This is a genomic window from Pseudomonas vancouverensis, from assembly GCF_004348895.1.
In the GTDB taxonomy this organism is placed as follows: domain Bacteria; phylum Pseudomonadota; class Gammaproteobacteria; order Pseudomonadales; family Pseudomonadaceae; genus Aquipseudomonas; species Aquipseudomonas vancouverensis.
In genome coordinates, this window is the sequence record NZ_RRZK01000005.1 from 98,850 (window position 1) to 113,986 (window position 15,137).

The following is a 15,137-nucleotide window of genomic DNA, read 5'->3' on the forward strand; positions in this document are numbered from 1 at the left end:
CAAATCCGGGAAAGCCCCGGATGGTAGCAAATGCGCTCGAGGGCGTCAGCCGTCAAGTTCCGAGAAGCCGGTCAAGAAGTGTGGGCCGATGTAACGCTCGGGCAACTGGAACTCGTCGCGATACTCGACCTGCACCAGATAAAGACCGAATGGATGCGCCGTCACCCCACCAGTACGCCGCACGCGGCTGTCGAGCACCTCTTTCATCCACTCGACGGGACGCTCACCGGCACCGATGGTCATCAATACGCCAGCAATGTTACGCACCATATGGTGCAGAAACGCACTGGCACGGATATCCAGCACGATCATCTTGCCGTGGCGGGTAACGCGCAGGTGGTGCAGTTCCTTGATCGGCGACTTGGCCTGGCACTGACCGGCACGGAAAGCGCTGAAATCATGGGTACCGAGCAGGTACCGGGCAGCCTCGGCCATGCGCTCGACGTCCAGCGGGCGGTGGTTCCAGGTGATTTCTTCGTTCAGGTGAGCCGGACGGATCTGGTCGTTGTAGATCACGTAGCGATAACGCCGGGCAATGGCCTTGAATCGCGCATGAAAGTGCGCCGGCATGACCTTGGCCCAACTGACGCTGACGTCATGGGGCAAGTTGATATTGGCCCCCATCACCCAGGCTTTCATCGAGCGCTCGACCTGGGTGTCGAAATGCACCACTTGACCGCAGGCATGCACACCGGCGTCGGTACGTCCGGCACACATCAGCGAAACCGGCGAGTCGGCGACTTTGGACAGCGCGTTTTCAAGGGTTTCCTGCACGGTCAGCACGCCGGACGCCTGACGCTGCCAGCCGCGATAGCGCGAGCCTTTGTATTCAACGCCCAACGCGATGCGGTAAAAGCCTTCGGCAGCCATTTCGGCGGCCGGGTTATCTATGTTTGCCAAGGAGGGACAGCCTGATGATGTACGCAAAGGCGGCATTATAAGGCCGCGAGTCAGGGACGCCAGTGCAGCGGCGGCAAAAACAAAAACGGCAGCCTTGCCGGGCTGCCGTTTTGCTTACACCGTACCGAGACTCAAGCCAGACGCGAAAGCATTTCCTTGGCTTCGCTCTTCTGGCCGTCATCTCCCTCGGTCACCACCTCATTGAGGATGTCCCGTGCACCATCGTTGTCGCCCATGTCGATATAGGCCTGGGCCAGATCGAGCTTGGTGGCGACTTCGTCGGTCCCGGAGAGGAAGTCAAAGTCCGGCTCGTCATCAGCACCGAGCAGCGCATCATCGGCGGTAAAGCTCGGCTCGCCAATACTCTGGGACAGGCTTTCCAACTCGGCGTTGACGTCTTTCAACTCCGACGAAAACGCATCCGGTGCATCCATTTCGTCAGCCAGCGACAGATCGAAGTCCGCCGGCAACTCAAGGTCGTCCAGCGCCGCCTCAGGAACAGCAGGAGCGTCCACCACCGGGAAATCCTTCACGCCTTCGTCGAGGTCCAGCAGGAAATCATCCTCTGCCAGCATCGCCGGCGCAGGTTCAGCACCGAGGTCCAGATCCAGGTCGAAATCCGACAGATCGTCGAGGTTTTCCTTGATCTCGGTCTGCTGCTGCAACACCGACTCGAAACTCAGGTCGTCATCCAGCGGGAAGTCTTCCAGATCGGCCAGCGTTTCCGGCTCTGGCACCACGGCAGGCGCCGGTTCTGGCGCAACTGGCTTGACGTTGTCGAAATCATCGAGGCTCAGGTCGAAAGCGCTGTCCAGGTCATCTTCCGCAGGTGCGGGTGCAGGTGCAGCAACCGGAGCCGGCTCAGGAGCCTGAGGCTCGTCCTGCATCAGGTCCTTGACGTATTGCGCATCCAGCTCGGCCGCAACGGCCGCTGCGGCAATACCGCCGGCCGCCACCAATGCCATGGCCGGGAAACGACTCTTGAGCTTTTCAACCTGGGCGAAGTTGTCGCCATTGGCCACCAACTGGCGCTCCTGGCCGACGAATGCATCGCGATCACCCTGCTGGCCGTAGACTTCCATCAGCTTCAGGCGCACATCGCTGCGCTGCGGCTCCTGCTTGACGCCCTCTTCCAGCAACGCTGCCGCCTGATTCAGGCGACCGGCATTGATGTGCGACTGCGCCTGACTCAATACATCGTCGGAACGCTCGGCAGCTGGAGCAACCAGGGGTGCAGCGATAGGCGTGGTCATCACCACCGAAGCAACCGCCGGGGCCGGGGCTGGTGTCGGAGCCGGCGCTGGTGCAGTTGCTAACTTGACGCTTGGCGGCGGCACTTCCAGACCTTCGAAACTGCTTTCCGGCAGGTCGAGATCAGCCGAAAACGCCTGCTCTTCAGCCAATTCACGCGCCATGCGCAGGTGTTTTTCGGCTTCCTGCTGGGCCTTACGGCGACGAGCCAACAGCAACAGCAGCAGCAACACAACCACCGCACCGCCACCCGCCAGGCCCAACAGCCATGGATTGGTCAGAAGGTCGTTGTATTTTTGTTCATCGGAAACGGCCGGTGCGGACTCAACCGGTTGGTCGGCAGCTACCGGCGCAGCCTCAGGGGCAGCAGCCGGGCTCGGCGCTGCAGGGGCTGTGTCCACAGGGGCTGGCGCCGGGGCAGGATTGCTCGCCAGCTCTGCCGAGATGGCCGGCGCAGTCGCAGGCGCAGCGGCTGGTGCACCGTTGGCACCTTCGGCCTGCATCTTCGCCAGTTGATTATTCTTCAGTTCGATCAGGCGTTGCAGCTTGTCCAGCTGACTTTGCAGATCGGCCATGCGGCTTTTCAGTTCGGCGTTGTCACGACGGGTGGTGTCGAGGCTTTCCTGGGTGACCGCCAGCTTGTTGTTCAAGGCCTTGGCATCGCCTGCGGCGCCCTTGCCACGATTTTTCCCGGACTCCGCCGACACCAGACTGAGTTTGTCGGTAGCGGCTTGTGTCGGAGCGGCCTCAGTGCGCGGACGATTGGTGGCGTCAATTTGCTGCTGACCGGCCGCTGGCTTGGCGACATAACGCCGGCCCTGACGCCAGGCGGTGTTTTGTGCAGCCACTTCGGCGATAGCCTTGGGCTGCGGCAGGCTGGTGCTTTGCGCCTGATCCGGCAGACGCAGCACCTGGCCGGTTTTCAGACGGTTGATGTTGCCATCGATAAAGGCATCCGGGTTCAAAGCCTGGATGGCCAACATGGTCTGCTGGATCGAACCGCCATTACGGGCCTTTGCGGCGATTTCCCACAGGGTATCGCGCGGCGTGGTGGTGTATTGCGACGGCTTGGTCGCACCGGTCACCGGCGCAGCAACGGCAGGCGTCGCGGCGGGTTGCGCTGCCGCCTCGGCGGTTTGCGGCGAGAATTTGGATGGATCGAGCAGCACGCTGTAATCGCGCAGCAAGCGACCGTTCGGCCACATGACCTGAACCAGGAACTTGACCATCGGTTCAGACAGCGGCTTGCTGGAGGTCACGCGCAGAATGCTTTTGCCACTAGCATTCAGCACCGGCGTGAAGGTCAAGTCGTTGAGGAACGCCTGGCGGTCGACACCAGCCTTGGCGAAGTCTTCAGGCGAGGCCAGGCTCGGTACCACTTCCGCAGCGGTGAGATCCTTGACGTCGAGCAGCTCGATTTCCGCCACCAGCGGTTGGTTGAGCGTCGACTTCAGGGTCAGCTCCCCAAGCCCGAGGGCATGCGCCATACCGGAGGACAGCGCCGAGGCGGCCGCTATTGCTAACACCAGTTTGCGAACTTGAACCATTAGCTCATCCTTAGTTTGAACATTCCTCGGCCAGCGAGAAGGTATTGATAACCGCTGCCGTAAGGCATTGCGCGCGACGGCGAAAGGTCGACGCGCGCGATCGTTTCTTTGATGCCCCGGAAAGCCCCACGCAGTGGCTCGCCTTCAGCATTCCGGCAAGCATAGGCTGGCCCGGAATCATTCGACAAATTGTTGCCAAGTATCTTTTACAGCAGGTCTTTTATCAACAACTCAGCCAGCTGTACGGCGTTCAGCGCGGCGCCTTTGCGTACGTTATCTGACGTCAGCCAGACATTAAGTTCCGACAGGTCGTCGATCCCGTGACGAACGCGCCCCACGTAGACCACATCCTGGCCCACCGCGTCACCCACCGGCGTCGGATAATCGCCGGCCTCGACCAGCTCGATACCGGGTGCATCTTCCAGCGCGGCATTGACCTTGACCAGGTCGATGTCGCTCGCCGATTGCAGGGACACGCTAAAGCTATCGCCAAAAAACACCGGGGCTTGAATGCAAGTGACTGAAATCTTCAAGGCCGGCAGTGCCAGGACCTGGCGCAACTCCCGGACCAGGCGCTTTTCCAGCAGCGTGTGACCTTGATCGTCCGGCTTGCCGACCTGAGCCAACAGGTTGAACGCCATTTGCCGATCGAAAAACTTCGGCTCCAGCGGACGCACATTCAGCAGTTCCGCGGTTTGCCGGGCGAGCTCGCTGACCGCTTCACGGCCCTGAGCCGACACGGCCAGGCTGGCGGTCAGGCTGACGCGTTGCAGATCCAGCAAACCCAGCAATGGCGCGAGCACCACCGCCAGCGCCGTGGCCGACGGGCTCGGACTGCTGACCTGAAACGGCTTTTTCAAGCCCCGCAGCACAGATTCGTTGGCTTCCGGCACGACCTGCGGCGCCTGATCGGCCGGCAAGGCACCCGACAGGTCGATCAACGAGCAACCGGCCGCCGTAGCTCGGGAGACGAAACTCAGGGTCACCGCCGGTCCGGCGGCGAAGAACACCAACTGCACTTTGCTGAAGTCGAACTCATCGACTTCACGCACGCGGACGTTCTTGCCGCGAAATGGCACGGAACTGCCTGCCGACTCGCTGCTGGCCAACAGGTGCAGGCTGCCGATCGGGAAGTCGCGCTCTTCGAGAATCTGCACAAGGGTTTCGCCGACAGTACCGGTGGCGCCGATCACGGCAATATCAATGGTCTGGCTCATGGTTTTTACCTCTGGCGAAACGGGGGGAGCGGCACTTTACCGGGTGGCCCGGATACAGGCAATTCGACGGGAGATTTGCGCTGTTCGTGCCGGCCTCATCGTCGGAACGCCGCCCGGACCAAGCTCGCTCCCACAGGTTTCAGCTGTGTACACAAATCCTGTGCTCGACAATCGGCATTTCGGGAGCGGACTTGCCAGCGAACAGGCCGGCATCGGCACCCGATAAACCGCAGGCTGTCAGGAATAAAAAAACCCGCACCTCTTGCAAGGCACGGGTTCTTTCATTGCTTCAATCGATCAACGCTCAAGCAGAATCCGCAGCATGCGACGCAGCGGTTCGGCCGCGCCCCACAGCAGCTGGTCGCCGACGGTGAACGCGCCGAGGAACTGCGAACCCATGTTCAGCTTGCGCAGACGGCCAACCGGGATGTTCAGGGTGCCGGTGACCTTGTTCGGGCTCAGCTCCTGAATGCTGGTTTCGCGGTTGTTCGGCACCAGCTTGACCCAAGGGTTGTGCTGGCTGATCAGGCCTTCGATATCGGCCATCGGTACGTCTTTGTTCAGCTTGATGGTCAGCGCCTGACTGTGGCAGCGCATGGCGCCGATGCGCACGCAGATGCCATCGACCGGGATCGGGCTCTTGAAGCGGCCGAGGATTTTGTTGGTCTCGGCCTGGGCCTTCCACTCTTCACGGCTCTGGCCGTTCGGCAGTTCCTTGTCGATCCACGGGATCAGGCTGCCGGCCAGTGGCACGCCGAAGTTTTCCGTCGGGTACGCATCGCTGCGCATGGCTTCGGCCACGCGACGGTCGATGTCGAGGATCGCGCTGGCCGGATCGGCCAGTTGATCGGCAACAGAGGCGTGGGTCGCGCCCATTTGCTTGATCAGCTCACGCATGTTCTGCGCGCCGGCACCGGACGCCGCCTGATAGGTCATGGCGCTCATCCACTCCACCAGACCGGCTTCGAACAGGCCACCCAGGCCCATCAGCATCAGGCTGACGGTGCAGTTGCCGCCGATGTAGTTCTTGGTACCGGCGTCCAGTTGCTGGTCGATCACCTTGCGGTTGACCGGGTCCAGCACGATCACGGCGTCATCCTGCATGCGCAGGCTGGAAGCTGCGTCGATCCAGTAGCCTTGCCAGCCGGCTTCACGCAATTTCGGGAAGACTTCGCTGGTGTAGTCGCCACCCTGGCAGGTCAGAATCACGTCGAGGGTTTTCAGCTCTTCAATGCTGTAAGCGTCCTTGAGCGGAGCAATGTCCTTGCCCACGGACGGGCCTTGGCCACCGACATTGGAAGTGGTGAAAAACACCGGCTCGATAAGATCGAAATCCTGCTCTTCCAGCATCCGCTGCATGAGCACGGAACCGACCATACCGCGCCAACCGATCAGACCTACACGTTTCATCGCAACTACACCTTCTTGAAAAGTGGGCCGCTGCCTTTGGGGGAAAAGTGGCAGCGGGCCCGAGAGATTACAGATTCCGCAGCGCGGCGACTACTGCGTCACCCATTTCCTGCGTTCCGACTTTAGTGCAACCGGCCGACCAGATGTCGCCAGTGCGCAAGCCCTGATCCAGTACCAGGCTGACGGCTTTCTCGATGGCATCGGCCGCAGCCTGCTGGTTGAAGCTGTAACGCAGCATCATCGACACCGACAGAATGGTCGCCAGCGGGTTGGCGATGCCCTTGCCGGCGATGTCCGGCGCGGAGCCGTGGCACGGCTCGTACATGCCCTTGTTGTTGGTGTCCAGGGACGCCGAAGGCAGCATGCCGATGGAACCGGTGAGCATCGACGCCTGGTCGGAGAGGATGTCACCAAACATGTTGTCGGTCACGATCACGTCGAACTGCTTCGGTGCGCGCACCAGCTGCATGGCGGCGTTGTCGACGTACATGTGGCTCAATTCGACTTCAGGGTAATCCTTGGCCACTTGCTCGACGATTTCACGCCACAGCTGACTGGACGCCAGTACGTTGGCCTTGTCCACCGAGCACAACTTCTTGCCACGAACCATGGCCATGTCGAAGCCGACACGGGCGATGCGACGGATTTCGCTTTCGCTGTACGGCAGAGTGTCGTAGGACTGACGCTCGCCGTTTTCCAGGGTGCGGGTGCCCCGTGGTGCGCCGAAGTAGATGCCACCGGTCAGCTCACGCACGATCAGGATGTCCAGACCGGCCACGATTTCCGGCTTCAGGCTGGAAGCCTCGGCCAGTTGCGGGTAGAGGATCGCCGGACGCAGGTTGCCGAACAGGCCCAGTTGCGCACGGATTTTCAGCAGGCCGCGCTCAGGGCGGATGTCACGCTCGATGGCATCCCATTTCGGGCCGCCCACCGCACCGAGCAATACGGCATCGGCTGCGCGGGCACGCTCCAGAGTTTCATCGGCCAGCGGCACGCCGTGCTTGTCGATGGCGGCGCCACCGATCACGTCGTGGCTCAGTTCGAAGCCCAGGGAGAACTTGTCGCTCGCCAGCTCCAGCACCTTGACCGCTTCGGCCATGATTTCCGGACCAATGCCATCACCTGGGAGAATCAGAATCTGCTTGCTCATGCTTTCCTCTTGTTATCAGTCGGGGCGCCCGCAGGCGCCCCCGGAAAATGTCTATCGTTCGACGCTTATCGTTCAGCCATCAGCACCAGTACGTCGGTACTGAAGGAACCATCGGCGTCAATTTCGAAATATTCGCGTACTTCGTTGCCCATCGAGCGCTGCAACTCGCGGATCGCGGCGCGCATCACTTCAGGTGTGCGCATGCGCTCGACCCAACTGTTGTATTCCAGGCGCAGACGCTGACGGGTGGTGCTGCGGGTGTGCAGCCCCGCCTCGCTGACCTGGCGCAACCACTCACCGGCGGAATAATCGCGCACATGGCTGGTGTCGCGCAGCACTTCAACGCTTTGCAGGTAAGTGTCGAACAACGGGCTGCCGGGTGACAACACATCGACGAACGCGGCAACCCCGCCCGGCTTCAGCACCCGACGCACTTCACGCAAGGCCACGCCCAGATCGCTCCAATGGTGCGCCGAATAGCGGCTGAAAACGAAATCGAATTCGCCATCGGCGAACGGCAAGCGCTCGGCGGCGCCGTTGACTGTGGAGATGTTGCTGAAACCACGCTCGACGGCAGCTGCCGCGACCACATCGAGCATCTGCTGCGACAGGTCGTAAGCCACCACTTCCTTGACCAGCGAAGCGACATGAAAGCTCACGTGGCCGGCGCCACAGCCGAGGTCGAGTACCCGCGCCCCGCCCTGCCCCGCGAGCTCGGCCTGTAGCAGTGCGAATTCGGTGCCTTGCGCGTGAACGGCGCTGCTCAGGTAGGCCGAAGCCTGTTCACCGAATTGTTTCTGGACTACCTGACTGTGCTGGGCGGTGCTGGTCATGGGGGATTTCCTTTGGGGTTTAGCCTTGTGGTGTTTTTTCAGTCCTCATCGCGAGCAAGCTCGCTCCCACATTGGATCTGCGGCGTAAACAAAACCTCTGTGGGAGCGAGCTTGCTCGCGATGGCGTAATCACGCCTTACGCAAAATCAAGCGTCGCGAAACAACCACGGCTGGCTCGCACGGTGTTTGGCTTCAAACGCCGCAATCGCATCGCCGTCCTGCAAGGTCAGGCCGATATCGTCCAGGCCGTTGAGCAGGCAGTGTTTGCGGAAGGCATCGATCTCGAAGTGGTAGACCTTGCCGTTCGGGCTGGTCACGGTCTGTTCGTGCAGATCGATCTGCAACTGATAACCCGGCTCGGTCTCGACCTGTTTGAACAACTCATCGACTTCGGCGTCGCTCAAGATGATCGGCAGCAAGCCGTTCTTGAAGCTGTTGTTGAAGAAGATGTCGGCATAGCTCGGCGCGATGATGCTGCGGAAACCGTACTCTTCCAGCGCCCATGGCGCGTGCTCGCGACTGGAGCCGCAACCGAAGTTCTCCCGGGCCAGCAATACGCTGGCGCCTTGGTAACGCTCGGCGTTGAGGACGAAGTCCTTGTTCAACGGGCGCTTGGAGTTGTCCTGGTAGGGCTGGCCTACATCGAGGTAGCGCCATTCGTCGAACAGGTTCGGACCAAAACCGGTGCGCTTGATCGACTTCAAAAACTGTTTCGGGATGATCTGATCGGTGTCGACGTTGGCACGATCCAAAGGCGCGACAAGACCAGTGTGCTGGGTAAAAGCTTTCATGCTGCGCTCCTTTAGATCAATTCACGGACGTCAATGAAACGACCGTTGACGGCGGCGGCGGCGGCCATGGCCGGGCTGACCAGGTGAGTACGACCACCGGCACCCTGACGCCCTTCGAAGTTACGGTTGGAGGTCGAGGCGCAATGCTCGCCGCTTTCCAAACGGTCCGGGTTCATCGCCAGGCACATCGAGCAGCCTGGCTCACGCCATTCAAAACCGGCTTCGAGGAAAATCTTGTCCAGACCTTCCGATTCAGCCTGTGCCTTCACCAGACCCGAGCCCGGCACGACGATGGCCTGCTTGATGGTCGAGGCCACTTTGCGGCCCTTGGCGATGACGGCAGCTGCGCGCAAATCTTCGATCCGCGAGTTGGTGCAGGAACCGATGAACACGCGATCGAGCTGAATGTCGGTAATCGCCTGATTGGCGGTCAAACCCATGTACTTCAAGGCACGAACGATGGAGTCGCGTTTGACCAGATCCATCTCTTTGGCCGGATCCGGCACGTTCTGATCCACCGCCAGCACCATCTCGGGCGACGTGCCCCAGCTGACTTGCGGCTTGATCTCGGCGGCGTCGAGCTCGACAACGGTGTCGAACACGGCATCGGCGTCAGACACCAAATCTTTCCAGGCTTCAACCGCCAAGTCCCACTCCGCGCCTTTCGGTGCGAAAGGACGACCCTTGACGTAAGCCACGGTCTTTTCATCCGCCGCCACCAGACCTACGCGAGCGCCGGCCTCGATGGACATGTTGCAGATGGTCATGCGGCCTTCGACGGACAGCTCACGGATCGCGCTGCCGGCGAACTCGATGGCGTGGCCGTTACCGCCGGCGGTGCCGATCTTGCCGATCACGGCGAGAACGATGTCCTTGGCGGTCACACCGAACGGCAATTGGCCTTCGACGCGCACCAGCATGTTTTTCATTTTCTTGGCGACCAGGCACTGGGTGGCGAGCACGTGTTCGACCTCGGAGGTGCCGATACCGTGAGCCAGGGCACCGAATGCGCCGTGGGTCGAGGTGTGGGAGTCGCCGCAGACCACGGTCATGCCCGGCAAGGTTGCACCTTGCTCAGGGCCGATGACGTGGACGATGCCCTGGCGGACGTCGTTCATCTTGAACTCGACGATGCCGTATTCATCGCAGTTGTCGTCGAGGGTCTGGACCTGCAAACGCGAGACCTGGTCAACGATGGCGTCGATGCCACCCTTGCGCTCTGGCGTGGTCGGTACGTTGTGGTCCGGGGTCGCGATGTTGGCATCGATGCGCCAAGGCTTGCGCCCGGCCAGACGCAGGCCTTCGAAGGCTTGCGGCGAGGTCACTTCGTGGATGATGTGACGATCGATGTAGATCAGCGCAGAGCCATCGTCGCGCTGCTTGACCAAATGCGAATCCCAGAGCTTGTCGTAGAGCGTTTTGCCGGCCATCAGACGGTTCCTCATCAGCTTGTTTCTATGCCCTGGGTTATGAACGTTTCAATAACCCTTTGGCTTGTGAGGCTGATCCTATGGGGTTACATTAAATAACTCAAATTCATATTTTTTATGCTTTGGATTACCAACTGGAATACCAATATGGACCTGGCCAACCTCAATGCCTTTATTGCCATCGCCGAGACCGGCAGCTTCTCCGGCGCCGGTGAACGGCTGCACCTGACGCAACCGGCGATCAGCAAACGCATCGCCGGGCTGGAGCAGCAATTGAAGGTGCGCCTGTTCGATCGCCTGGGTCGTGAAGTCAGCCTGACCGAGGCCGGCCGCGCCCTGCTGCCGCGTGCTTATCAGATCCTCAACGTACTGGATGATACGCGCCGCGCCCTGACCAACCTCACTGGCGAGGTGACCGGTCGTCTGACCCTGGCCACCAGTCACCACATTGGCCTGCACCGCTTGCCACCCTTGTTGCGCGAATTCACCCGGCGTTATCCACAAGTGGCGCTGGACATACAGTTTCTCGATTCGGAAGTGGCCTATGAGGAAATCCTTCACGGCCGCGCCGAGCTGGCGGTCATCACCCTGGCGCCGGAGCCCCACGCATTGGTCAGGGCCACGCCTGTCTGGGACGATCCTCTGGATTTCGTAGTAGCGCCCGAGCATTCGTTGCTCGGCAACGGCAAGGTCAGCCTGGCCGATATCGCCCGACACCCGGCGGTGTTCCCCGGCGGCAACACCTTTACCCACCACATCGTTCAGCGCCTGTTCGAAGCCCAGGGCCTGACCCCGAACATCGCCATGAGCACCAACTACCTGGAAACCATCAAGATGATGGTCTCGATCGGCCTGGCCTGGAGCGTATTGCCACGGACCATGCTCGACGATCAGGTGGCGCGCATACCTTTACCGGGCATACAGCTCACTCGCCAGCTAGGCTATATCCTGCACACGGAAAGGACGCTGTCGAACGCTGCGCGGGCCTTCATGGCCTTGTTGGATGCTCAACTCGATCTGCCAGGGACACACGGCTAAGTTGTGCTACTCCTATAGAGCCGCGAACGCCTGCAACAAACGCCCAATTCAGCTCAAGGCTTGCCAATGCCGAAATCTGTTGACCGAATCCCGCCGATGCCGCGTATTCAGGCACTTGACCCAAAAACCTCCGAGCAGAGCTGGGAAAGTGCCCCGCAATTACTGGCTGCGCTCAACGGCGCGCGCCTGGGTGCCTGGTATTGGGACATCGAGCGCGGGCAAATCAGCTGGTCCCGGGGCACGCAGGCGCTGTTCGGTTTCGATCCACGGCAACCCTTGCCGTCCGACTTGGAATATCTCGATCTGCTGCCGCCCGAAGATCGGGCGAAAACCGTGCGTGCCTTCCACGCCGTGATCGCCGGGGCGCCGCTGGAACAGGCGATGCACCACCGTATCCGCTGGCCGGACGGCAGCCTGCACTGGCTGGAAATCAGCGGCAGCCTGCTGCCGGACAAACACGGCCGGCCGCGGATGATCGGCGTGATCCGCGAGATCACCCACCAGCGCCAGCGCGAACAGGCCCTGACCAGCTCGGAAAAACGCTTTGCCACGCTCTTTCACCTGTGCCCGAACATGGTGCTGCTGACGCGCCAGGACGATGGCCTGATCACCGAAGCCAACCAGTACTTCGAAAGCCTGTTCGGCTGGCCGGTGCAAAATGCGATTGGCCGCACCACCGTGGAGCTGGGCCTGTGGGTCCACCCCGAGCAACGCCTGGAACTGGTCAAGGCGACCAAGGCCAAAGGCGAGCTGATCAGCATGGAAGTGCAGTTTCGCGCCAGCAACGGTCAGATCCACGATGGCATTCTCAGCGCACAAAAAGTCGAGCTCGAAGGCCAGCCGTACTTGCTCAGTACCTTTCTCGACACCACCGATCGCAAAGTCGCCGAACAAGCGCTCAAGGACAGCCAGGACCGTCTCGACCTGGCGCTGGATTCTGCGCAGTTGGGCACTTGGGACTGGCACATCCCCAGCGGCATGCTCTACGGCTCGGCCCGGGCCGCACAACTGCATGGACTGGACCCCAAACCGTTCCACGAGTCCTTCGACGAGTTTTTCGAGGGTGTGCCGGGGGAAGAGCGCGATAGCATGCGCGATGCCTACCGCAGCCTGCGCGAAGGACCGGCCGGCAATTACCAATTGACCTACCGCGTGCAACTGCCGGACGGCAGCTCGCGTTATCTGGAAAGCCGCGCCCGCCTCTACCGCGATGAGAATGGCGTACCGTTGCGCATGGCCGGTACGCTGTTGGACATTACCGATCAGGTCGAGCGCGAACAGCGCCTGGTGGCCTCCGAGGAAAAATTCGCCACGCTGTTTCAGGTCAGCCCTGACCCGATCTGCGTGACCCGCCAGGACACCGGGCAGTTCATCGAGATCAACTCCAGCTTCACCCAGACCTTCGGCTGGGAAACCGCCGACGTGATTGGCCGCAGCGCCGATGAAATCGGCCTGTGGGACAACTCGGCGCAAAGCCTGCGCAGGATCGAGCAGGTCATCCGCGAACAGGGCCTGAACAATGTGGCGATCCAGGTTCAGCACAAGGACGGGCAAGCACTGACCTGCGTGATCTCCAGCCGTCAGATCAGCGTCAGCGACCAGCCGTGCATCGTCACCACCTTGCGCGACATTACCCAGCAACAACGCTCGGAAGCGGCGCTCAAGGCCAGCGAAGAGAAATTCGCCAAGGCCTTTCACTCAAGCCCCGACGCCATCACCATCACCGAACGCGACACCGGACGCTATCTGGAGGTCAACGACGGCTTCTGTCGCCTCACCGGCTACCGCGCGGACGAGGTGGTCGGCCGCACGGTGTACCAGGTCGGAATCTGGGCCGAAGAGAAACAGCGCTCGGCCTTGCTCGCCGAATTGCAGATCAAGGGCCGGGTGCACCATCAGGAAATGCTCGGGCGCAACAAGCGCGGCGAGTTGCTGACCGTCGAAGTCTCGGTGGAACCCATTACCCTCAATGAGACGGCGTGCCTGCTGCTGACGGCGCGGGACGTCAGTCTGTTGAAAAACGCCGAAGCGCAGATCCGTCACCTGGCCTATCACGACCCACTGACCAATCTGCCCAATCGCGCCTTGCTGATGGATCGTCTGAGCCAGCAGATCGCCCTGCTCAAGCGTCATAACTTGCGTGGCGCGCTGATGTTTCTCGATCTCGACCATTTCAAACACATCAACGATTCCCTCGGTCACCCCGTGGGCGATACGGTGCTGAAAATCATCACTGCGCGCCTCGAAGCCAGCGTGCGCATGGAAGACACCGTGGCACGGCTGGGCGGCGATGAGTTCGTGGTCCTGCTCAGCGGTCTGGAAGGCACGCGCAGCGAAGTCAGCGATCAGGTACGGCAACTGGCCGATACCCTGCGCGAACTGCTGTCAGAACCCATGTTCCTCGATGGCCAGCGCTTGCAGGTCACGCCGAGTATCGGCATCGCGCTGATTCCCGATCACGGTTCGACACCGACCGATTTGCTCAAGCGCGCCGACATTGCGCTCTATCGCGCCAAGGATTCCGGGCGCAACACCGCGCAGATGTACCACAACACCATGCAGAAGGCGGCCAGCGAGCGGCTGCGCATGGAGACCGACTTGCGCCTGGCCCTGGCCCGAGGGGAATTCCGCGTGCACTACCAGCCCCAGGTCGACGCCCGGGGCGATCGCATCGTCGGGGCCGAGGCGCTGGTGCGCTGGAACCACCCGCAACTCGGTGCGCAATCGCCTCACGAATTCATCAAGGTGCTGGAGGACAGCGGTCTGATCCTGGAAGTCGGCACCTGGATCCTCGACGAGGCTTGCCAAGCGTTCAAGCAATTGATCGACGCAGGCCTGGTTGACCCCTACAAATTCAGCCTGTGCGTGAATATCAGCCCGCGCCAGTTCCGCCAGAACGACTTCGTCGAGCGCATCGAGAACAGCCTGAACAGCTATGGCCTGCCCTGCTCCTTGCTGAAACTGGAGATCACCGAAGGCATCGTCATCCAGAACCTGGAAGACACCATCATCAAGATGCGCCGCCTGAAAAAGCTCGGTGTCAGCTTTGCCATGGATGATTTCGGCACCGGCTATTCCTCCCTCACCTACCTCAAGCGCCTGCCAGTCGACACCTTGAAGATCGATCAATCGTTCATCCGCGACGCCACCCACGACCCCAACGACGCCGAAATCATCCGCGCCATCGTCGCCATGGCCCACAGCCTGGATTTGAAGGTGATTGCCGAGGGCGTTGAAACGCCGGAACAACTCGAGTTTTTGCAGGGGCTGGAATGCCACTTCTATCAGGGCTATCTGCACAGTCGGCCGCTGCCGGTGGAGGAGTTTCAGAAGCTCCTCAAGTAGGCGGCGGGAGGTTGCTTATCACCTGCCAATCACAAAATGACTTGAATAGCGAAAAAGCCTACACAAGATAACGAAACGTCTGATTTATCCCCCTTGTCGCCTCACTTAGCGTGCTCGTCCCTGCAAATGACTCAAGGACAGATCAGGCATGAGGCGCTATCACATCACCGTCGGGGCCAGAACCACGGCCGACGGCACCGTGCGTACCGGTTGGGAATGGAGCAC

General features: G+C 60.9%; 10 protein-coding genes. 2 read left to right on the forward strand and 8 right to left on the reverse strand.

The window, feature by feature from the left end; all coding sequences use genetic code 11:
- Positions 1–45: 45 nt before the first annotated feature.
- From truA to leuC, 8 genes are all read right to left on the reverse strand, one after another.
- Entirely contained in the window at positions 46–870 is an 825-nt protein-coding gene (gene truA / locus EIY72_RS04340) for a tRNA pseudouridine(38-40) synthase TruA (protein WP_093217981.1), read from the reverse strand.
- A 161-nt stretch (positions 871–1,031) separates the two neighbouring features.
- On the reverse strand, positions 1,032–3,698 hold the full coding sequence (locus EIY72_RS04345; protein WP_093217979.1) for a FimV/HubP family polar landmark protein: 2,667 nt from the start codon (positions 3,696–3,698) through the stop codon (positions 1,032–1,034).
- 206 nt (positions 3,699–3,904) lie between these two features.
- A complete protein-coding gene (locus EIY72_RS04350; RefSeq protein ID WP_093217976.1) occupies positions 3,905–4,915 on the reverse strand; it encodes an aspartate-semialdehyde dehydrogenase in 1,011 nt (336 codons plus the stop codon).
- A gap of 297 nt (positions 4,916–5,212) precedes the next feature.
- On the reverse strand, positions 5,213–6,325 hold the full coding sequence (gene asd, locus EIY72_RS04355) for an aspartate-semialdehyde dehydrogenase (protein WP_093217973.1): 1,113 nt from the start codon (positions 6,323–6,325) through the stop codon (positions 5,213–5,215).
- A gap of 67 nt (positions 6,326–6,392) precedes the next feature.
- Entirely contained in the window at positions 6,393–7,475 is a 1,083-nt protein-coding gene (leuB, locus tag EIY72_RS04360) for a 3-isopropylmalate dehydrogenase (RefSeq protein ID WP_093217971.1), read from the reverse strand.
- Positions 7,476–7,540: 65 nt separating this feature from the next.
- Positions 7,541–8,308 (reverse strand): class I SAM-dependent methyltransferase, encoded by a 768-nt coding sequence (locus EIY72_RS04365; protein WP_093217969.1) that lies wholly within the window; start codon positions 8,306–8,308, stop codon positions 7,541–7,543.
- A 146-nt stretch (positions 8,309–8,454) separates the two neighbouring features.
- Positions 8,455–9,099 (reverse strand): 3-isopropylmalate dehydratase small subunit, encoded by a 645-nt coding sequence (gene leuD / locus EIY72_RS04370; RefSeq protein WP_093217967.1) that lies wholly within the window; start codon positions 9,097–9,099, stop codon positions 8,455–8,457.
- An 11-nt stretch (positions 9,100–9,110) separates the two neighbouring features.
- Entirely contained in the window at positions 9,111–10,529 is a 1,419-nt protein-coding gene (gene leuC / locus EIY72_RS04375) for a 3-isopropylmalate dehydratase large subunit (protein WP_093217965.1), read from the reverse strand.
- A 147-nt stretch (positions 10,530–10,676) separates the two neighbouring features.
- On the opposite strand from leuC, the gene EIY72_RS04380 reads away from it, so the two are divergent.
- Both EIY72_RS04380 and EIY72_RS04385 read left to right on the forward strand, forming a co-directional pair.
- Positions 10,677–11,567, forward strand: coding sequence for a LysR family transcriptional regulator (locus tag EIY72_RS04380; RefSeq protein ID WP_093217962.1), 891 nt, complete (start codon positions 10,677–10,679; stop codon positions 11,565–11,567).
- 66 nt (positions 11,568–11,633) lie between these two features.
- Entirely contained in the window at positions 11,634–14,912 is a 3,279-nt protein-coding gene (locus tag EIY72_RS04385; RefSeq protein WP_093217959.1) for a sensor domain-containing protein, read from the forward strand.
- Positions 14,913–15,137 lie beyond the last annotated feature (225 nt).